The sequence below is a fragment of the Fischerella major NIES-592 genome, from assembly GCF_001904645.1.
In the GTDB taxonomy this organism is placed as follows: domain Bacteria; phylum Cyanobacteriota; class Cyanobacteriia; order Cyanobacteriales; family Nostocaceae; genus Fischerella; species Fischerella thermalis.
Genome location: NZ_MRCA01000006.1, coordinates 294,713 through 316,677, shown reverse-complemented (window position 1 = coordinate 316,677; position 21,965 = coordinate 294,713). Strand labels below are relative to the sequence as shown.

Annotated in this window: 13 protein-coding genes, 2 pseudogenes and 1 riboswitch; of the genes and pseudogenes, 7 read left to right on the top strand and 8 right to left on the bottom strand. The window is 41.4% G+C overall.

What is annotated here, in order from left to right; genetic code table 11:
* Window positions 1-170 precede the first annotated feature (170 nt).
* From NIES592_RS13900 to NIES592_RS13880, 5 genes are all read left to right on the top strand, one after another.
* Complete coding sequence (locus tag NIES592_RS13900) at window positions 171-1,190, top strand: tetratricopeptide repeat protein (protein WP_073556071.1); 1,020 nt, start codon at window positions 171-173, stop codon at window positions 1,188-1,190.
* A gap of 548 nt (window positions 1,191-1,738) precedes the next feature.
* The gene (locus tag NIES592_RS13895) at window positions 1,739-4,909 is read left to right on the top strand and encodes a two-partner secretion domain-containing protein (RefSeq protein WP_073556040.1); all 3,171 of its coding nucleotides are present in this window, start codon (window positions 1,739-1,741) and stop codon (window positions 4,907-4,909) included.
* Window positions 4,910-5,097: 188 nt separating this feature from the next.
* Complete coding sequence (locus tag NIES592_RS25220) at window positions 5,098-5,256, top strand: hypothetical protein (protein ID WP_178379539.1); 159 nt, start codon at window positions 5,098-5,100, stop codon at window positions 5,254-5,256.
* 306 nt (window positions 5,257-5,562) lie between these two features.
* A complete protein-coding gene (locus NIES592_RS13885; RefSeq protein ID WP_062247181.1) occupies window positions 5,563-5,817 on the top strand; it encodes a Calvin cycle protein CP12 in 255 nt (84 codons plus the stop codon).
* A gap of 196 nt (window positions 5,818-6,013) precedes the next feature.
* On the top strand, window positions 6,014-7,351 hold the full coding sequence (locus NIES592_RS13880; protein ID WP_073556038.1) for a cysteine desulfurase-like protein: 1,338 nt from the start codon (window positions 6,014-6,016) through the stop codon (window positions 7,349-7,351).
* Window positions 7,352-7,832: 481 nt separating this feature from the next.
* Here NIES592_RS13880 and NIES592_RS13875 read toward each other — a convergent pair whose 3' ends face one another.
* The 3 genes and pseudogenes from NIES592_RS13875 to NIES592_RS26290 form a co-directional block, all read right to left on the bottom strand.
* Window positions 7,833-9,170: an SLC13 family permease gene (locus tag NIES592_RS13875; RefSeq protein WP_073556037.1), complete on the bottom strand. Its 1,338-nt coding sequence runs from the start codon at window positions 9,168-9,170 to the stop codon at window positions 7,833-7,835.
* A 178-nt stretch (window positions 9,171-9,348) separates the two neighbouring features.
* Complete coding sequence (locus NIES592_RS13870; RefSeq protein ID WP_073556070.1) at window positions 9,349-9,978, bottom strand: universal stress family protein; 630 nt, start codon at window positions 9,976-9,978, stop codon at window positions 9,349-9,351.
* A 135-nt stretch (window positions 9,979-10,113) separates the two neighbouring features.
* Window positions 10,114-10,269 (bottom strand): annotated as a pseudogene (locus NIES592_RS26290) (ATP-binding cassette domain-containing protein); the annotation flags it as partial.
* A 168-nt stretch (window positions 10,270-10,437) separates the two neighbouring features.
* A riboswitch (cyclic di-AMP (ydaO/yuaA leader) is annotated at window positions 10,438-10,578 on the bottom strand.
* Window positions 10,579-10,818: 240 nt separating this feature from the next.
* Between NIES592_RS26290 and NIES592_RS13860 the strand changes: the two are divergent.
* Both NIES592_RS13860 and NIES592_RS13855 read left to right on the top strand, forming a co-directional pair.
* The gene (locus NIES592_RS13860; protein ID WP_062247185.1) at window positions 10,819-11,715 is read left to right on the top strand and encodes an amino acid ABC transporter substrate-binding protein; all 897 of its coding nucleotides are present in this window, start codon (window positions 10,819-10,821) and stop codon (window positions 11,713-11,715) included.
* A 129-nt stretch (window positions 11,716-11,844) separates the two neighbouring features.
* On the top strand, window positions 11,845-13,773 hold the full coding sequence (locus tag NIES592_RS13855) for a heavy metal translocating P-type ATPase (protein WP_073556035.1): 1,929 nt from the start codon (window positions 11,845-11,847) through the stop codon (window positions 13,771-13,773).
* A gap of 61 nt (window positions 13,774-13,834) precedes the next feature.
* On the opposite strand, the gene NIES592_RS13850 is transcribed toward NIES592_RS13855, so the two are convergent.
* The 5 genes and pseudogenes from NIES592_RS13850 to NIES592_RS13825 form a co-directional block, all read right to left on the bottom strand.
* Window positions 13,835-15,316, bottom strand: a complete 1,482-nt coding sequence (locus NIES592_RS13850; RefSeq protein ID WP_073556034.1) for a pentapeptide repeat-containing protein — start codon at window positions 15,314-15,316, stop codon at window positions 13,835-13,837.
* 257 nt (window positions 15,317-15,573) lie between these two features.
* A complete protein-coding gene (gene sbcD, locus NIES592_RS13845; RefSeq protein ID WP_073556069.1) occupies window positions 15,574-16,890 on the bottom strand; it encodes an exonuclease subunit SbcD in 1,317 nt (438 codons plus the stop codon).
* A gap of 74 nt (window positions 16,891-16,964) precedes the next feature.
* Complete coding sequence (gene cysH / locus NIES592_RS13840) at window positions 16,965-17,690, bottom strand: phosphoadenosine phosphosulfate reductase (protein ID WP_062247188.1); 726 nt, start codon at window positions 17,688-17,690, stop codon at window positions 16,965-16,967.
* 913 nt (window positions 17,691-18,603) lie between these two features.
* Window positions 18,604-19,044: pseudogene (locus NIES592_RS13830) on the bottom strand (histidine kinase dimerization/phospho-acceptor domain-containing protein); the annotation flags it as partial.
* 46 nt (window positions 19,045-19,090) lie between these two features.
* Window positions 19,091-21,964: a CAAX protease gene (locus NIES592_RS13825; RefSeq protein WP_256678138.1), complete on the bottom strand. Its 2,874-nt coding sequence runs from the start codon at window positions 21,962-21,964 to the stop codon at window positions 19,091-19,093.
* Window position 21,965 lies beyond the last annotated feature (1 nt).

Here is a 21,965-nt window from a genome sequence, read left to right as displayed (position 1 = left end):
AAATTAAAGTTAGGTTTGATGGGAGTTAGGGCTATGAGCAAAAAATTTATTTTAGAAATCGAACACCGATGCACACAGATGCACACAGATATACACAGATAGCTTATGCGTATGCAGCAAATACATTAGACAAATGTAGTGAAAAAATATATTCAAGTTGCAAAGCAGGAATGCTTGTTACTAATAATTATAAGAAAGCTCTCAAAGAGTTTGACCGCACTCTTAAGATTAATCCTAATCATATTTCTACGCTGGCGCGTCGGGGTCAAATTTATCAATTCCTGCTACGCTACCAGGATGCGCTAAAGGATTTTGACCGTGTGATTGAACTTGACCCTAATTTCACTGAGGCGCTGGCAATTCGGGGTGAAACTTACCGTTTAATGCAGAAATACGAAGAAGCGCTCAAAGATTTTAACCGTGCGATCGCACTTAATCCTAACTTTGACTGGGCGCTGGGAAGTCGGGGTCAAACTTATCAATCTATGCAGCGATACGAAGAAGCGCTCAAAGATTTTAATCGTGCGATTAAAATTAACTCTAATTTAGATTGGGTGTTGGCAAGTCGGGGTCAAACTTATCAATCTATGCAGCGTTACAAACAAGCACTTAAAGACTTTGACCGTGCTATTAAACTTAATCCCGGTAATGCTTGGGCGTTAGCTGGGCGTGGTGAAACTTATCGGTTGATGCAGCGCTACAAACAAGCGCTCAAAGATTTTGACTGTGCTATTGAATTTAACCCTAATTATGCCTGGGCGCTAATGACTCGCGGTGAAGTTTACTTGATGCTGAAACGATACAATGCTGCTCTTGCAGATTTTAACAGGGCTATAGAGTTGGAACCTAATAATGATTGGTGTTTGTATGTTCGAGCTGTAACCTACAAAGCCCTGAAGCAACCAGAAAAAGCACGGTCTGATTTTGCTGGTGCTGTTAAACTTGCTAAAGAGCGTTCTAAAGAAAACTTTCAAGATTGGCACAATACTTTTAATTTGGCTCTTTACTATCTGGCTGTTGATTATGCTCCCACAGCAGAGCAGTTATATAGATATGCTCTCTGTGGGAGTGCAAGTTTGCAGCATATCCAGGAAGCAATCCGTGACTTGGATGATTTTTTAACTATCTTTCCCAATCATATACAGGCTCAGTCTCTGCGGCAGTTGTTGCAGTCTGCTTTAACGCAATAATTTTACAGGTGTGTACACTTTTACCTCACCCCCAGCCCCTCTCCTTACTCTTTTACCTCACCCCCAGCCCCTCTCCTTGCTAAGGAGAGGGGTGCCCGATAGGGCGGGGTGAGGTTTTGTAGGTAACGCAACTGAGAACCGCTATAAATAATTACACAAGTGTAATGATTACCTTGGTGTTTCGAGTTCAAAGTTTAAATTTTGCTGTTTGAAGTGAGAAATTTTCTGTTTCAAGGGAGAAGTTTGCTGCTTCAAGCGAGAAGTTTCTTGTTTGAAGTGAGAAATTTTCTGTTTCAGGTGAGAAGTTTGCTGTTTGAAGTCAGAGACTGGGAGATTGGAGAGCGATCGCAGGAAAAAAGAACGACATGAGAAACATATTTGTGTTGTAGAAATGTCCTATGGCACGTCTCTAGAGGATTTAAATGTATCGTGATTAATGTGAAATGTTATGAGTAGCAAAATTGCCATATTATCTTATATGTATCTCATGTGTATCAGAATTTAAAGATTGCTGTCTTCTTCCCCCACAATCTCTTGAGGCACTAGTGATGAAATTGCTTCGTTACCTACTCCCTCTCACTACCTTGTCCTTATACACGATTAGCAACTTTGCGTCTATCACTACTGCAACAGCCCAAATCATACCAGATAACAGTCTGGGTGTGGAAAGTTCAACTGTCAACCCAGATGTGATTAATGGTATACAAAGCGATCGCGTTGATGGAGGTGCGATTCGTGGGTCAAATTTATTTCACAGCTTTCAAGAATTTAATATTGATGCAGGTAGAGGAGCCTATTTTTCTAATCCGGCTAATATCACTAATATTCTTACCAGAGTTACAGGCAATAATCCTTCTAACATTCTCGGTAGGCTTGGTGTCTTAGGTAATGCAAATCTGTTTTTACTCAACCCCAAAGGGGTTTTTTTTGGGCCTAATGCAAGTCTGGATTTACGTGGTGGCTCATTTTTTGGCAGTACGGCCGATAGTGTATTATTTGACAACTTTGAATTCAGTGCCAGCAACCTGCAACCAGTTCCCCAGTTAACTATTAATATTCCCATAGGTTTAAGATTTCGGGATAACCCTGGCAATATTACCAGTAACAGCAGTCTGGAAGTGCAGTCTGGGCAATCTCTGAGTTTGATAGGTGGTGACGTTAGCCTCAACGGTGGGCTATTAGCAGCACCAGAAGGACGAGTTGAGTTAGGAGGATTAGCAGAAGCTGGAACAGTTGGGTTTAATCCTGATGGTAGTTTGACTTTTCCCAATAACGTGGCTAGAGGTAATGTCACACTCAGTAATCAAGCTAACGTCAGTGTCATCGGACAAGGAGGTAGTATTGCAGTTAATGCGCGAAATTTAGACATTTTTACTGGAAGCGGACTATTTGCCGGAATTCCATCAGATGCTAATTCTGATGCTCAGGCTGGTGATATTGTCATTAATGCTACAGATAGGGTCAGAATTGAGGGAGATTCTAACTCCAGTATCTTCATCATCAATGTTCCATTGGTAGGAAAGGCGGGAGATATAGCGATCAATACCAGTATCTTGGAAGGTACTGGTCGTTTTTTAATTGGTTCTGGTGCTTTTGGACAAGGAAATGCCGGCAATGTAACAATCGCAGCTACAGACAGAGTATCATTGCAGGGATTAGAAGGACTTAATAGTGGAATTGCCAGTCTTGTAGTAGATTTAGCTACAGGAAACGCTGGTAATATTACCATCAACACGCGATCGCTTGCTTTATCAAATTTTGCCCTCCTTACTTCTACCCTTGGACAAGGAAATGGAGGCAATATTGAGATTAACGCTTCTGAGTCTGTCTCGTTAAACGGTAGTAACTCAGTCCTTTCAGCCAATACCTCGTCCTCTGGAAAGGCAGGCAATATAATTATCAATACACCATCGCTTTCTTTATCTAACCGTGCTGGAATCAATACCTCTACATCTGGGCAAGGAAATGCGGGAACTATCCAGATTAACGCTGCTAATTCTGTCTCACTAGGTAGCGAATCATCTCTGCTAGCTTCTACTTTTTCCTCTGGGAATGCAGGTGATATCATCATTGACGCTCCTAATGCAACTGTCTCCTTTGATGGCGTCGGAACATCAGCCAGCACATCTGTTTTTGGTGAATCAAATTTTTTGGGAGTTGATTATATTGGTACTGGCCAAGGTGGTGATATTAAGATCAACGCGCGATCGCTCTCCCTAACTAATGGTGCTAGTTTGTTTACTGACACTGCTGGAGAAGGTAATGCAGGAAACGTCACGATTAATGCTACTGATAACATTCAAATTTCTGGAATATATGACAACAGTACTTTTACTGGTATCAACAGTGCTGTTCTCAATGGAGCAAAGGGTGATGCTGGCAACATTGAGATTAACACAGGGTCGCTGTTTGTAACTAATGCGGGACAACTCCTTTCCAACACCAATGGACAGGGAAATGGGGGTAGCATCACAATTAACGCCAGGGATACCGTCTCTTTTGATGGCACAAATAACGAAGGTTCGCCCAGTGCAGCTTTCAGCAATGTGGGATCGGGGGGTGAGGGCAATGGCGGAGATATTAGCATTACTGCCAACTCACTCTTTTTAACAAATGGGGGGGAACTGAATACCTTTATCCGGGGCGGAGATGGTACAAATCCGGGTGGTATTGGTAAAGCCGGAAATGTGAAGTTAAATATCACCAATACAACTAACATTTCCGGAATCAGTGAAAATGGTACTCCCAGTGGTATTTTTAGCAGTGTAGAAACTGGGGCGATAGGCGATGCTGGCAACATTGAGATCACCACAGGATCACTTTTTGTCAGTGATGATGCCAGAGTAATTGCTAGCACTTCTGGTCAGGGAAATGCTGGTAGTATCAAAATTAATGCTAATTCCTTTTTGCTCGATGCTGCTCAACTCAATACCAACAGTGACATTGAGAATCGCCAAGCAGGTAACATAGACATCACAACTACTAAAGATATTCGCCTAGATAACGGAGCCTTCATTAGCGCCCAGACACAAGGTGGTCAAGGTAACATCTTCCTCAATTCCCGTGATTTAATCTTGCGCCGCAACAGTAATATCACTACTAACGCCACAGGCATAGCCACAGGTGGAAATATAAGTATTGATACTGGTAACTTAGTTGCTCTCGAAAATAGCGACATCAGCGCCAATTCTCAAGAAAGCTTTGGTGGTAGAGTATTGATCAAGGCTGACGCCATTTTTGGTACTCAGTTTCGAGAGCAACTCACCCCAGAAAGCGACATCACAGCCACAGGCGCAAGTCCTGAGTTTGGTGGTACAGTCCAAATCGACACCGCAGATGTTGATCCCAGTCAAGGATTAGGGGAATTACCAGAAAATCTTGCAGATGCAAGTGATCAAATCGCCCAAAATCCCTGTCAACAAGGTAGTGGTAGCGAGTTTATAGTCACTGGACGCGGTGGTTTACCTTCTAGTCCCAATGACAATTTCAGCAGTGATAATGTGCGCGTCGATTTAGTAAACCCTGCTGCAAACAGTAGTAATTCCCAAGCTGCAATAAACAAGCAATCGGTAACTCATACTAATGCCAAATCTATTACTCCAGCCCAAGGATGGGTATTTAACAATAAAGGTGAAGTAGTCCTAACAGCTTACGACCCCACAACTACTAGTACTCCTGAACGTAGTTCTCAAGCAACTGCTGCTTGTCCTGCATTTTAACCTCACCCCGCCTTCGGCACCCCTCTCCTTTCATCTGGTAGGGTGCGTTACTAATGAACCTCACCCCGCCTTCGGCACCCCTCTCCGAGCTCGCGGAGAGGGGATGGGGTGAGGTTTTTTACCCAGCCAGTGCGATCGCTTGTCTCATTTTGGGAGCACTGAATTTAGTCTCCCAAGGAGTAATATATATGACAGCTAATCGCAACAGTGCTAATATTTCCCAGACAGATAGAGAAGCAGTAATGCAGGCGATCGCAACTATCAAAGCCAAGTTACCATTTCTGATTGACAGCGTGAATGATTGTTTTGAAAATCAAACACAGATGAACACAGATGCACACCGATAACCCATCTGTGTTCATCTGTGTGCATCGGTGTTCGTTAATCATCTCATCTATAACTGCGAACGTGGCATTTCTTATTTCAAATGATAAAGTTTCCAGTTTCAAACGTGGCGCTTCTCATTTCAAATAAGAGTTCATCTGTGTTCGTTTTTACTTTACTAAAACTAATTCTCCGTTTCCTTTAAACAAAACTTACATACCTGGTAATTTGTATACAGAATTTACGGTTTATCCCACTGTATGTTGATATCAGCCTTTTTAAAGTAAAGGTGTCTGTTGTTTATACTCAGCACAATCAGCTGAAACATTATGGTTAATACTCTTTCTGAACAAAATTTGGCCAAAACTCTTGAACAAGCTATTGTCGAAGCGATCGCACAAGCACGGGAAGCTTGTGATCTAAATGGCAGTAACTCTAGTGCTTGTGCTGTGGCTTGGGATATTGTTGAAGAGTTACAAGCGGAAAAATCTCACCGCCTACACTCGACTAAAACTCGAACCTACCTGGAAAATTATTGTCAAGAACATCCAGAAGCGGATGAATGTCGAATTTACGACCTGTAATTTCTGGCAATGGTAAGGGTGCAGAGGTTAAAATATTACTAGTGCAACATGGCAACGATAACTATGCAGTCAAAATTAGGTCAAAAGCCAGCTTGCACTAGTAAGGTACTGTGTAATTAAACATACTCTCTAATCAAAGCTCAATTTTGACTTCTAAGAGAGCGGTACTAGCCTCAAAGCCAGGAGTCGATCAGCTATGAAAGCAGCAGGTCTTGATATCGAAAGGATTCGTGCCCAGTTTCCTGCACTGAACCAACCCGTTATTTTCTTTGATGGACCGGGAGGTACACAAGTACCTGGGTCAGTAATAGATGGGATCGCTGATTACCTGGTGAGGTCAAATGCTAATGCCCACGGGGCTTTTGCTACAAGTGCGCGGACAGATGCGCTGATTGATTCGGCCCGGACTGCGGCGGCTGATTTACTTGGATGTGACGCCACTGAAGTGGTCTTCGGTGCAAACATGACTACGCTCACGTTTGCTTTAAGTAGGGCTATTGGTCGGGAAATTCAACCTGGTGATGAAATCATTGTCACACGTCTCGACCACGATGCTAATGTTTCTCCTTGGTATGCGTTGGCAGAACGTGGTGCAACTGTCCGTTTTGTTGATATTAATGTTGAAGACTGTACTCTCAACTGGAGTGACCTCGAACAGCAGATAAATGAGCGTACACGTTTAGTAGCAGTTGGGTACGCTTCTAATGCTGTCGGTACAATTAATGATGTTGCTGCGATCGCACAGCTTGCTCATGCTGTCGGGGCGTTAGTTTTTGTTGATGCAGTCCACTACGCACCTCATGGCCCCATTGATGTGCGATCGCTCGATTGTGATTTTCTTGTCTGTTCTGCCTATAAATTTTTTGGGCCTCATGTCGGCATTCTCTACGGCAAACACGAACATCTGGTCCGTTTTCAACCTTACAAAGTCCGACCTGCTTCTGATGAAGTACCATCTCGTTGGGAAACTGGTACACTCAACCACGAAGGTTTAGCAGGTATGGTGGCAGCAATTAATTATTTGGCGAAAATAGGTTGTCAAGTCGCGCCCTCAAAAGAAAATTACTTGCTTTATGATCTTCTGAAAGCTGATGCAGGCAAATGGCAAACATTTCGTTGTCCCCCCAGCCGTTCAACATCGTCATCCTTTCCCAATCGGCGTGCTGTTTTAGTAACTGCCATGACAGCTATTCAACAGTATGAAGCAGAACTTAGTAAACACCTAATTTCTGGACTTTTGCAAATTCCTGGGCTAACTATCTACGGTATTACTGATCTAGAACGCTTTGCTTGGCGGACACCAACAGTCGCATTCCGGCTAGAGGGGCAATCTCCCCAGATGGTGGCAAAAATGTTAGGCGATCGCGGTATTTTTGCTTGGCACGGCAATTTCTACGCAAGTAGCTTAACTGAAAAGCTAGGAGTAGAAGCTAGTGGTGGTTTGGTGCGAGTTGGACTATTACACTACAACACGTTGGCAGAAATTCGACGGTTGCTCGAAGAGTTATCTGAGATAGCGGTGCTATCAAAATAATTAATGGTGTGACAACTCGAAGATCAGCGATCGCGCTGTAAGGTAAGGTTTTACTTGGCTATACGCAACTCACATCTTTTCAGATTTTTGAGCATTTTTTGCAACTGCGGATCATTTTTGGAAAATAGCATCGGCAAGCAGGATTGCTGACGCCTACAGCTGTCACAAAGCATACTACTTCACCCCCTTTTATGGATTTTGCAGAGATTGTCTAAACCAGGAAAAGCTTAACTCTAGGGAGGTAGTTTTCCCGGAATGGTAGTGTGTTTGGAGTAGTATTTTTGTCCTTCTATATCTTTACTCGGGGATCGCCAAATGTGCTTCTCAGGACAGTTAAAAAATAGTTAAAGTTTCTTTAAGTATCTGGATAAGTTAGGTAGATAAGATCCCCGACTTCATATCGGAGGGTAGGAGATCTGACAAGTGTAGGTTTTTAAGAAAATCCTCTTCCCATGGACTGTTGTCTAGTTTTCTATCTAGTCTAGAGTAAAAAGCGAACCAACACGTACACTGACGCGGTAAATAGTTGCAATAGCATGATAGGAATACCGTAGTGCAGAAAAGTTTTGAAGGAAATGCGGCGTCCGTGTTGTTCAGCAATCCCGGCTGCTACGATGTTAGAGGATGCTCCTACTAAAGTTCCATTGCCTCCCAAAGTAGCACCAAACATCATTGCATAAAACAGTGGTAATACCTCTGGCGGAAATTGTCCTTGAAAGTTTGACGCCAGAATTTCTGGTGGCGCTAACCCAACATTAACAACGTACTGTTTGAGTAAAGGCACCATTGCCACTACTAAAGGAATATTAGGAACTACGCTAGACAATAGTCCTATCAAAAATAGTAAAACAAGTGAACCCAGAAAAATATTTTTTCCCAAAACAATTCCCAAAATTCCTGATAAATTGTTGATGACGCCAGTTTTTTCTAGTCCTCCAATTAGCACAAAGATACTCATAAAAAATATCAATGTACTCCAATCAACATCCCGCAAAATATTATTAACAGAATCTATTTTGCCATGATGTGATAAAAGCATTGCTAAAGCTGCTCCTAGTAAAGCTACAGCAGCTGGTGAAATCGGCACTGGTAAGGAATCTCCGATGACAAAAAATAGTAGTACGAAAGCTACAATTAATGCTCCTAAGAATAAACTACGTGGATGATTAATTTGTGGATGTGGCAACTGTTCTAGATTTTCTAGTTTTGTATGCCAAATTTTGCGGAATAAAAATGGTAAAGTCACTATTACAGTAATAATAGCGATCGCTCCACCTAAACTCAAGCGCCATAGATAATCTATAAAGCTAAGGTTGATGGCATCACCCACAATAAATGTTGCCGGATCGCCAACTATTGTTAGTAATCCAGCACTATTAGCTATGAATACCATTAAAATAAGTAATGGTACAAAATTAACTCCAACTTCTTCAGCCATTGGTGGAATTAAAGGTGCTAATAACATTACAGTTGTGGCATTAGGTAAAACTGCACAAATAGGAGTAGTAATCGCCACAATACCAAGTAAAAGACGTTTACCCTCTCCTTTAGCTAGTAGTACAATTTGAGTCGCTAAATACTCAAATATTTTTGTCGGCTCAAATGCTCGTACCAGTACCATTACACCAAAAAATAAGCCTATTGTGCCGTGGCTTCTGCCTATATAGCCAATAGCTTCTTGTAATGTCATGACATTGGTAAATACCAATAACAAAGCACCTAACAATGCTGCTATTGTTAGATGAATCCACTCTGTCATTATTAAAATAATAACAGCAATAAAAGTAAAAATGCTCAGAATAGCTTGCCAGTTTTCCACAGACTACACCTGGATAAAATTAACAGTTATCAGTTATTTATTTTGCTGGAAGTTTGAATCCCTAATGCAAATTTGAAAGCGGATTACTATTTACTCTAACTAATTTAATAATTCGCATATTAAGCGAAAGAGGTGTAGTAGTTTCTTATCACTTAGCACTCATTACAAGCTGTTGTCTTCATTCTTCATCAATGCAAGTGGGTATGCCTATGATCGCACAAGGAAAATGGGAACCAAGCTGTTGCACAATCGGATGATTGGCTGATTTACAACCTAAAAACAGCACAGTCGCAGCTTCTGATGCAACAACTTTCTTCAGTTCATCAACAACACAACCAAACCGCAGATGAGCTTTAAAATAACTCTGCCATTCTTCAGCCAAACAACGTGCTTGCCATAGGATATGTTCTGCTTGTGCAAACTTATTTGTTTGAGTTATTACGGGAGTTTGAACATTTGTTGATGGTAAATTGATTGGGCAATATGATAGACGTGACTCAAAGGATTCACTAGTTTTAAAATCCTGTGTTGGCAAAACGTCAAAAAAATCATTGATTTTGTATTCTTCTAACACATAGACAGCTTGAACTATCACATGGGATTTTGTTGCTAAGCGGGTTTGATGAGCAATCAATAAACTAATATCCAAGGCAGTGTGACTGTTGGGAGAACTGTTATAACCAACTATAAAGTTGATTGATTTTGTAGATTGAACTTGTTCTGAAAAAGATGTAATTGGGTTACAGTGCAATAACATTTGCTCAATTAAGTCATCTCTATTGAGCGCGTCTTGTAAACGCATTAACATTGGCTTGATATTCACAGCATTCACTTCTTTGCAATCAAAATTTGGATGTTGGTAGTTGGTAGTTGCTGGTTGATTGTTGGTAGTTCGTTTTCCCAAACAACAAACAACAATTAACAGATTACTATTTACTATCTACTAACAAAAAAAATATTCATCAGTCGTAAAATTTCGTTCTAGGAAATTTAGCGCATAATTACGGAGATCGTAGTACTGTTTTGAATTTCGCATACAGGCGCGATCGCGTGGATGGGGAAAGGAAACTTCTAAAATTTCTCCCTTGATAACGCAAGGTTTTGCCTTCTTCCAGTCTGTTTGAGCAGTGACTGCAAATATTGCAGCCAAATTCAGTTGAAATATCATCAGATGCAACCTCAACAGAGTTAAGTGCAGGTACAAAAACCTGAGCAGTACCAGCCAAGGAACCTGATGAGGTTTAAACATTAAAAAAATGCTGCCTCTTCAGTCTCCTCTCAATGCCTACGAAGTTAGCTGACGGGCTAGGGCTGAGAGATGCCCCTCTCGTATGAGATACGCCCCAAAATGTGGTTCCTCCGCTCCAGCGTTAGCGTTGTCAATCGCTAGATTAGGCTGACTTACTCTACTTAAAACAATAAAGTAACATATATTTTTTGATATTGTATATCTATCTCAAGGTAAATATGATTATTGATTATTAAGTTGAATGTAACAAAACGTAATTTATAATTCCAATTAATCAAGTAGAAATTTCATCCGTAATTTTGGCATTGACAAAGCTAAGGAAAAAAATAAAGCGACTTTACTACTTTTGAACATCCTTGTACAATATGCCGACAAAAAGCAATCTTTCCCAGATGGAATATGTATAAAAAACTGGCAATAACTACCTTGAGTCTCCTATTAACAACATTCACACCTGCCGTTGTGAAAGCAGAAACTGTGATGGAAAAAATAGCACGGACGGGAGTAATGACAGCAGGCACGAGCAAAGATGCGATTCCTTTTGCCTACACCAATAATCAGGGAAAATTGGTTGGTTATTCCGTAGATATGTTGAATCTGATTAAAGAACAATTAGAAAAACAACTGGGAAGGAAAATTAAATTACAATTGGTCACAGTGGCACCAGGAGAACGGATTCCAAAAATTCTGAATGGACAACTTGATATTGTTTGTGATGCGAGTAGTTTTACTTGGGAACGGGATAAAAAAGTAGATTTTTCAATTAGTTATGGTGCTACAGGTACTCAATTATTAGTCAAAAAGGGAAGCAATTTAGGTTCTCCTGAGTCTTTAATTGGTAAACGTATTGGTGTACTTAGCAAAACTACCAATGAATTAGCACTCAAGCGAGTACAACCCCAAGCTAAGCTAGTCTTTTTAAAAGATCGGGCAGAAGGATATGCTGCATTGCAGCAGGGAAAAATAGATGCTTTCGCCTCAGATAGCATCTTGTTAGAAGGGTGGTTAGGAACAACGAAAAATCCAGATGCTTTTCAAGTAGTACCCGATCGCCCTTACTCTAGAGAAGGCATTGCATGTATGGTTCCTGAGAATAACTCCAGATTCCTCGACTCAGTTAACTACAGTCTCTACAAGTTCATGCAAGGATTTGTGGATGGTGACAAACGATATACCACAATCTTTGATCGCTGGTTTGGTTCCCATGGTGTGGTTTTTCTGAACAATGATTTACGCGATTTAGCAATTGAAACCATGCAAATAGTGATTGAATCCCGCGAAGAGATTTCTCAATAGTTAGTTATTTGTTGATCGTTGTTTGTTGTTTGGAGAAATAAACCAATAAACAACAACCAACAACTAAACCTTGACATTGACATTAATGTCAAGGTTTAGCGTAAGAGAGTCAGTACTAATTCGACTCTCATGCTTTTTCCAGAACGGTTGCATCAATTTACCAAAGAACATGCAGATGCGGTAGCAGCCCTTGTGTGTGGGTTGTTTTTATTGTGCGGATGGTTGGCTTTGCATCTTGGCTTTTTGGGATGGGCGCTGCTGCTGCTACCCATAGCCTATGCGATTGGTGGCTATGAAAGCGCCCGTGAGGGACTGACAACCCTCATCACAGAAAAAGAACTGGATGTAGATTTGCTGATGATTGTGGCGGCGCTTGGTGCTGCGGGGCTTGGTTTATGGCGTAGAGAGTATTACTTAATTATTGATGGGGCTATTTTGATTCTCATCTTTGCAATTAGTGGTGCTTTAGAAGGTTATGCTATGCGGCGAACTGAACGGAGTATCCGCAGTTTGATGAGTTTAACGCAAGATACAGCTAGGGTAGTGCGTCGGGGAAATGAAGAGGTTATTCCCATCAAGCAATTGCAAGTAGGAGATGAAATCATCGTCAAGCCAGGAGAGTTAATTCCTACAGATGCAGTGATTGTGGAAGGTTACAGCACTCTCAACCAAGCTGCGATTACAGGCGAGTCTTTACCTGTCGAGAAGACTGTGGGTGATGAAGTATTTGCTGGTACGTTAAATGGGTATGGGGCGTTGAAGTTAAAGCTGCATCAACCACCAGAAAGTAGCTTGATTCAACGGGTGATTCGTTTGGTACAGCAAGCCCAAACAGAAACGCCTCCTTCCCAGCAATTTATTGAACGATTTGAACGAGGCTATGCGCGGGTAATTGTGATCGCTGGAGTACTGCTGTTAATTTTGCCACCCTTCCTTTGGAATTGGGATTGGGAAACAGCGATTTATCGGGCTTTGACTTTTTTGGTGGTGGCTTCTCCCTGTGCGTTGATGGCTGCTATTATGCCAACACTGCTTTCGGGAATTGCTAACGGTGCAAGACAGGGGATCTTGTTTAAAAATGGCGCGCAATTAGAAATGATTGGGAAAGTACGAGCAATCGCTTTTGATAAAACAGGTACTCTAACTACAGGACTCTTAGAAGTATGTGAAGTCATTCCTACTAGTGATTACACAAAAGCTGATGTATTAAAAGCTGCTGCTTCTGTAGAATCGCGTTCCGAACATCCCCTTGGACAAGCAATTGTCAAAGCTGCAACAAACCTAGATTGGGAGGCTGCAACAGAAGTACAGGCTTTCCCTGGACAAGGAATTGTAGGTATGATCGATAACCAGGAAGTATTAGCTGGAAAAGATGATTTTGTCAAAAAATATGTGGCAAATTTACCGAAAAATTTAATTGAGATTGCTACAACCTTAGAGTTACAGGGGAAAACAGTTGTTTGGATAGCAGAGAATCAATCCGCAACTGGTTCATATCAAATACTAGGTATAATTGCCATTGCTGACACAGTGCGATCGCAAGCAGCAGAAACTATTTCTCGTCTGAAAAAATTGGGAATTGAGCAAATAGTCATGTTGACTGGAGATAACCAACAGACTGCTGAAAGTGTAGCGCAGGAGTTGGGAGTAGATCGAGTATATGCAGAGTTACTACCAGAAGATAAGCTACATGTAATTCGCCGTTTGCAGCAAGAGTATAAAACAGTGGCAATGGTAGGTGATGGTATTAATGATGCACCAGCCCTAGCCCAAGCATCCGTGGGTATTGCAATGGGTATAGCAGGAAGTGATGTAGCATTAGAAACTGCGGATATTGTCTTAATGGCAGATAGATTAGAAAAAATCGAAGCAGCTATACGCTTAGGTAAAAGAACACAAGCAATAGTAAAACAGAATATCACTATTGCTTTAGGATTTATTATTTTATTGTTGATTGGTAATTTCTTAGGTGAAATTAACTTACCTATCGGTGTTGTAGGACACGAAGGATCTACTGTGTTAGTTACCCTGAGTGGTTTACGATTATTAAAAAATTGACTAGTTGTTCGTTGTTTGGTGTTTATTTCAACTAACAAACCACAATCAACAAATAACAAATTTACTGTTTAACTGCCTCAGCGGATGCACTATTTTCTTGCTTGGTTTTATCTTGGCTAACTTTGCCATCAGGCATAATAGTAGCAGTTAATTTTGCTTTTGCTAAATTTGCACCTTCAATTTTAGCTTTAGTTAAATTTGTACGCTCTAAATTAGCTGCAAACAGAATACTATTTTCTAAATTCGCACCACTGAGATTCGTATTATTTAAGTTAGCGCCACTCAGATTAGCCCAACGTAAATCTACATCATTTAAACTTAAATTACTTAGATCTACACCGCTCAGATCGCACTCTTTACAGCTTCTAGTCGACAACAATTTACTCACATTTTCTGCGACTTCTTTTCTAAGTGCATATCCTTGACTAGAAGGACGCCATAAATTAATTTCACCTAGCGCTGTAGCAGTGATAAGAGTTTTGCCATCAGGCGTGATATTAACAGCTTCTACCCAAGCACTATTTTTGAGAATCCGAACTAACTCACCATTGTTAACATTCCATGTTTTGACGGTTAGATCCCGCGAACCAGTAAATAATGTCTTACCATCTGGACTAAAAGCGATCGCTTCCACAGTACCAGAATTGCCAGAAAGACTTTTCCTTTGTTGAGGATCTAAACTAGCAATGGGTAACTTTAATTTTTCCAAGTCAAGCTTCCAAAGTTCAACGACACCATAATTGCCGCTACCTGCTAAGATTGTACCATCTGGACTGAGTGCCACAGCCACAACTTTTGGTGATTGTGTTGTCACAGTATTGACTAACTTTTTGTTTGCTAAATACCACAAATCGATAGTATTAGCATTATTACTACCAATAGCCAGAATTTGTGTTTTGGGGTTAAAAGCAACAGCATTTACTGTTCCTGTACCACCAGTGAAAGTCTCAAGTTTTTTAAAAGAATTAACATCCCAAATTTTAATAGTTTTATTAGTTTTGTCATCTTTGTCAGATTTTTTCTCATCACTCACACTGATGAGAGTTTTACCATCTGCACTAAAATCAACAAACTTGATTTCACCAGAATTATCAGCAAAAGAATGTAACTCTTTGCCTGAACTTAAATCCCAAAGTTTAATAGTTTTATCATCACTACCACTGACAATTTGTTTGCCATCAGGACTAATTGCCACAGAATTAACAGCAGCATTATGACCAGAAAGAGTATTTTGTAGCTTACCAGTTTCTAAATTCCAAATTTTAATAGTTTTATCATCGCTACCGCTAATCAGGGTTTTGCCATCTGTACTGATCGCCAGAGAACTAACCCACTCACTGCGACCAGAAGCTTGTGCAAGAGGAGTTTGCAGTTGAGTATCGCGCCAAAGTTCTGGAGGTACAAGAGTTTTGGAATCAGAACCTGCTGTTGTGTCTGTTTTTGACGATGGTTGCAATTTAAACAGATACAACCCAGCTGCGATCGCAACTAATGCAACTACTATTGGCGCTATAGTCTTTAAGGATATTTGCCTAGAAGTCATTGCTAATCACTTAAATATTTTTTGTATATTAGTAGATTGAATCACACCATAGGCAGATGATCATATACTTAGGTTAGTTACGACTTACGCAAAAAACTCTCAAACTCCTATTCCTCTGTGTACTCTGCGTCCTCTACGGTTTATTTTTTCGTTAGTTGTACGTAATTTCATCTAGGTAAAGAGCAATCCCCAACTTTTTTCAAAAGTCTAGGATCTGAACTCTCGCAACCCTTCACAACCATGAAACAAACCAATATTTAAAGTAATCGTAATTGATGCTCTGTGTTGTCTAGTTTAATCTGATTTATTTGATTGGTGTTTTCTTCCACTGAACTGGGTTCTATCCAGTTTTCTTCGTCCGCAGCTAGTAATTTATGCGCTGCTTCCAACATTGATGTTGCTATATCTTTTAAATCTTCGCGGTTGTTTAGGTATGTTCTGAGTGCTTCTATAGGATCAATACTATTACTAGCGCTTAATTCCGGGACGCGCGGTCTAGCTAATTGACTGACTAATTCTGGTTGAATAGTGTAGGTATGAGCTGGAGCTAATAGTTTGTGGAGTGCGGCGTTATCAATTAAATCCAACTGTTCGGAACGAAGTTTGTAAATTAGTCTGATGACTGCATCTTGAATATTATACTTGGCGATCGCTTTCACAATTGCTGCTTGTGGATCTTCTGCCTTTGATACATCCACTTCAATGGTGTGAAAAATCCGTACAGGCAAAGGGCAAAATTCCCACTTAGCACTACCACGTTCTAACTCAACCATTACGTAGCCTTTATCTTCTTTTTCTTCACTAAAGTCCACCCGTTCAATGCTTCCTGGGTAAACCACCGGTGGATTATTTGATTTATTCAAGTTTTGGTGGCGGTGGACATGTCCTAAAGCTACATAATCAAAACAGGGTCGTGCCAACATCGATAAGGGAATGAGAAAACCCTTACCAACTGCCAAAAAACGCTCTGCCCCCAAACTAGCATTATCTGCCATCAAATGACCCAAAAGAATTGTTGGTATATTAGGGTCAAGACGGCGAATTTCTGCTTCTAAAACTACTTGCAGACGTTCAATGAGGAGTTGATGGACTTCGCTTAAAGATAAACCTTCAGTTTCCTGGCGAGTCATCAACGTAGAACGAGTCAACCAAGGTAGAGTAATGACTTGTACAAACCCATTACGAGTTTGAATACGGTGAGTAGTTAAAGTATCACCTACTACAATGCCCGGCACTCCCAAAGTGCGGTAAATACATAAACTTGCTCCACCCTGCCCTTGGGAATGTTGGTCATGATTACCTACTAACAGGACTGTAGGAATTTGGGCATCAACAAGACGACGAAACTGACCAGCAAAAGCCTCTTGCACATAAGGCGGTGGTGTCGCATCAGGGAAAGCATCACCACCGAAAATGACCAAATCCACGCCCTGCGTTAGTGCTTGGTCTATACAATGAGACAAAGTTTTGACAAAATCCTCCAACCGCGTATTTAAACCTGTATCAGGATTAATACGTCCGTGAGAGAAACCGCTTCCCATGTGGATATCTGCAAGATGGAGGATTTTAATCATAGATAATTGGTAATAGGTGATTGGTAATTGGTCATTTTCTTCTCCATTATCCATTACCAATTACCGATTAACTATTAAATATGAATTCCACACTCAGTTTTCCCAAAACCACGCCAGCGTCCAGCACGTTCATCTTCACCCTCAGCGACTGGGGTAGTGATTGGTTCATCGCCAATGCTGGGATAACCTTGGTCATGGAGAGGATTGTAAATTACCCCATGTTCAGCAACGTAACCCCAAGTTTGTTTACGTGTCCAATTGGCTAGGGGATTGATTTTCACCCGACCATTACCATCAATTTCAAATATGGGCATATTAGCACGAGTCACAGCCTGGTCACGGCGGCGTCCGGTAATCCAAGCAACAGTATTCAGTTCAGCTAGACCTCTTTGCAAAGGTTCAATTTTGGTGAGTTGATGGAATTTAGCAATATCTTTTTCCCAGAGTTCGTCGCCATATTTGGCTGCAAAAGCTTCACGGGAATCTACATCAAGGATTTTATAAACTTTCAAATCTAGGTCGTAAATTTGCTTGGCTTTTTCCACCAATTCCAAAGTTTCCCGGAAGTGAAACAGGGTGTCGAGAAATATCACAGGTACTCGATGCTTGAGTTCACGGTACAAAATATCTGTGATCAGCATGTCATCGACATTAAAAGCACTGGTTTGTATCAATCCTCTGGCAATATTCTCGACAGACCATGCCAATATTTCACTTGGATGAGCATTCTCATACTTCTGATTCAATTGATCTAAGTCTAAATTGGCGATTTGGTTCCTAGATACTGTGGAAATGGTCATGGTTATTTTCTAGTCAAACAGTTCCGTAGCTTTCGTAACCATGATTTTACACTAAAAAAGACACATATTTTGGTCGGATATTCGGTAATTGCTACGCGGATTTGGGGAGATGGGGTGGTGGGGAGTGTGAGGGGTGTGAGGGGTGTAAGGGGTGTGAGGGGTGTGTAGACGCGTAGCAGCTTCCCGTAAGGGTGGGTGTGAGGAGTAGTAAACAACTACTAACCACTAACTACTAACCACTAACCACTAACTACTAACAATCAACAACCAACAATCAACTACTAACTACTAAATAGTTAGTAATCACCATTATATTTACTAAGATAGGTAACGCTATTTTAAGTTTTACCATACTTTAGTAGATAAATATGCTGACTTTGATATCGTAAATAGAATCCTTAAAAATAAGGGATCATTGAAAATGAACGACTCAAAAACTCCAAATCAACTAAATCAGTCTCTGGTGATGGGAGCATTAGTGGTGCTGACTAGTGCTAGCGTTATTACGTTGATGAGTTTGTTTTAAGACAAAGATTAAAATTTTAGTAAACAAAGTTTGCAAAAGCCCGTTCAGTTATGAGTGGGCTTTTTACATTATTTACAGCATGAATGCAAGCAGTCCCTCAATTTTTCCCCCAAAAACTTTACATTAGCTCTAACAATATTGTCATGATCACCAGGGATGGAATGAATCTCCACCTCAGCTATTCCCTCCCAACCTAAATTGGGATCGCTTCCAATCCACCAAATCTGTTCTTGGCTCCGGAAAAGGGTGATCTTGCCTGAGTATGCTTTTGGGTGATAGTCTCTGACAGCTCGTCTTTGAGTTTCAAAAAAAGTAGCTTCTGTGGAATTTATCTGCTGTTAGTTCCGGACGGTTGAGATAACCCCGCGCCAAACCCATACCACCGATATAAAGTAAAATTTGACTGAGCAACTTTTCTAATCGACTGGCTTCGCTCAGCGCTAACGATAATCGCTCTTGGGCTGCTTCAGTCACAAGGGTTTTTTTAGCATACTTTAATCCCATGATCATAGTAGTCAAGGGATTACGAATTTCATGCACAATGATGGCTGCAAATTCACCAATGGCTGCTAATCGTTCCTGTTCTACAAGCTTGGCTTGTGCTGCCCGTAATTGTGCGGTGCGGTTTTCTACTTCAGCCTCTAGAATTTGATTAAATTGGCACTGCTGCTGGTACAGATGATAATTATCAATTGCTGTAGCGGCACGTTCAGCGAACAATTCTCCCAATTGAATTTCATCTTAGGAAAATTCCCGTGCCTGTTGATGAAATGAGCAGATAGTACCAATCACTTCTCCTGTAGCAATCCGCAACGGTATTCCTAAAATTCGGGAAATTTTTTGAGGATTTTTACCCACCACCAAAGGGCTGATGCTAAAACGTCATGGGAGCAACTGCGGAAATATCTGGATCACAACCACCTACTTGACTGGTAGTAAGTACCCATACAGCAGCTCCCTGCTTGAGAAATATTTCAGTTACAGTGTCGCTGGCTTTACGGGGAAACATTGCTCGCCAACTGATTAAGCCTGTGAATAGTTGTTTTAAGGGGCTGTCTTCTAGAGAACTGCCCAGACTTTCAGTATAGTTTTGCCAGTCTGCGCGGGCAACACCAAAAGGTAATAGTTCCCAACGAAGAGATTTTCCTAACTTGACCAATTTTTGCAGACGGGTGGCGTCTTCGGGATTGCCCTCTAGCCAGTTTTGATACTCGGGATGATTGGATTTGATTGCTTTTTCAATGGCTTTGATGGCGGCGTATAATGATTGATTGGAATCTTGGGAGCAGTTATTGGCAGGACCGACATAGGTTCCACCAGTACCATCACCAATACGGTAACGGGCTGTCATGATTTCCAATTCTCCGACGAGTGTTTGTAATGCCGATCGCCTGATGCCATTAATATCGTAGTCTTCGGTGAAAGGATCATATTTGATCAGAATGTTGGTAGTGGGACGAATCCCCAGCCAACCAAACTGGCGATCGCCTAAATAACGCGATGTTTGCAACGTCCCAGCAATTAATCCATCGGTGTTGTGGGTATAAACCTGGTGGTACTCAATGTCGAAGCATAATTCGTCTGTTAGGGGTTCCCGCACTACCCGCGCTACTCCATAGGCAAAATGCCCAAAGTAGACAGGACTCCTAGCCGCGGCTTCTTTTTTCTTACCCCCAATACCGCCGTAGGTGTGGACAACTAAAGCGCGATCGCCTTCACGCCACTCCGAGACTGCTTGCTCAATTTCTCGGTCTTGTGTATTCAAAAGTACAGATTGAATATGTCTTTTATGGGCGATGATTTCCTGCCAAGATTCTTTTTTCAGGTAGTTCAAGGCTGGTTTTATGCCATTAATTACCCGTTGGGGCTTGAGTTGCACCAAAGAGCGAGGAATGAGGGACTGGACTACAAACATGCCGCCAGCATTTTTTGCTCCGTAAATATACCAGCCTGTAGGATTTAAAGGAGACTTTTCAATATCACGGTTGGTGGAAGGATAAATTTCGTTTTCGTAAGGAAGTACTTGAGGCATTCTTACGACTTCCTCGACTCCATCAAATTGACCAGAGGCAGGATTATAATGAACGACGCGAAACTGTTCGCTGTCTGGGGTGGCTGGTTGTAAAAATTTCACTAAGGCGTAAAATCGCCCTGAAATTTGCACAGGTTCACTAGTGATGTGCAAAGTCACAGCTTTGTTTCCCCCATTCTCTTCAATTACCACAGGCTCAGGCAATTTGACAATAACATCATCATTGGGTCTAGCACCTGCTAAAGACTCTAGGGGTGTCACCCGTCGCCAATGATTTAAACGGGTTGGTTGCACTAAACCTTGTTGGGAACTATAGATTGCTTGTTGGCTAAAATGGATATCTTTAATGACTGTGGAACTTTCAAACCATTTCAGATTTATAACTTCTCCGATGAGATGTTGATATTCATCAGGGGCGTGATATAGTTCCAGTAACACACCAAACTGTCGTTGTTCCTTTGGTGGCAAAATCAGCCTTCCCATCCAAGCAGCTATAGGTTGATAGAGGTTTGTCGGTAAAGTCCCAGTTAAAGATTGTGCTGTCTGAGGTAAGGGATAGTAGTCTGGTCGATTAAAATCTGCTTGGAGATAGCGATCGTAATTGCTGAGTTGACGTGGTTCCGTTTCTGGATCGCTGTCATACTCCTCTAGTAAGATTTTTGTCACTACATCTAGTGTTTGTTGCAGATGGGTGCGCCCATCAGGTAATAATTTGTGAGGATCTAAGACACCTCCAGCACCGCTGTGACCAACTGGACCGAGGGAAGCAAAAGAAATTTTGCCCATGCGTTTGGCACGATTCCAGTAGGACAAAAAGAACATTTTCCAACGCTTGGGAAAAAAAATCGGGCCTAAACGTTCCACAGGGTCTTTGTCGCCAACAAAATGATAGAGATGTTCTACCATTAGGGCATTAGTATTACCACTGATGACACCAGCTAAAGAAATTACCTCAATTGGTGCTACTAATGCCTTCTTGAGATACGAGAGTGTCCCCATCGCTATTTGTCCACCGCCACTGAAACCAATTAGGGTGATTGGTACACCGCTATTAGGTGTGTAGCCATAGTTAATCAGGCTGTTGTACATTACCTGGGCTACTCCCTGGTTATAAATTGGGCCGTAGCGTTGGTCAGCAGAAACCATGACTACAAAAGTGTTACGGATGTTAATTGCTACAGCCAGCAAAAGACCAAGTAGACCTGGATTTTCGGACATACTCAATCGCTCGGCTGTCCGCCAAAAAAATGATAATAATTTATCATCTGTTAGAGGTCGATTAAAGACAGAGTAGGGAATTAGCCCTCTAATGATGGCGATGTTATCTGGTAATATGGCTGCTAACTGACTGAGAAACTCCTCAGCATCAGGAAAGTACTGCGAAGAAGCTTGCCCAATACCATCTAAGTAAATTACATAACGCACAACATTTGTTTGGGGTGGGATTGGTTCTTCTAAACTACCTGGGTTGATTGTTGTATCAATTTGATCACCATACCAACCTGCCCACCAGCCCAAAGCTTCTAGAGGAACTAGCAGTCCGGCAAAGAGGATAGCAATGAGAGAAATCTGCGCTAAACTTAGAGTCAAACTTAACGCGCTACCGAGAGTATCGTAGGCAACTACCCACATCTGACGCAGTTGTGGGAATAATGCAGTTAAAAGCAAGGCTATCAAAAAAATACCCAAAAATTTGACGACTCGCTTTAACATCATC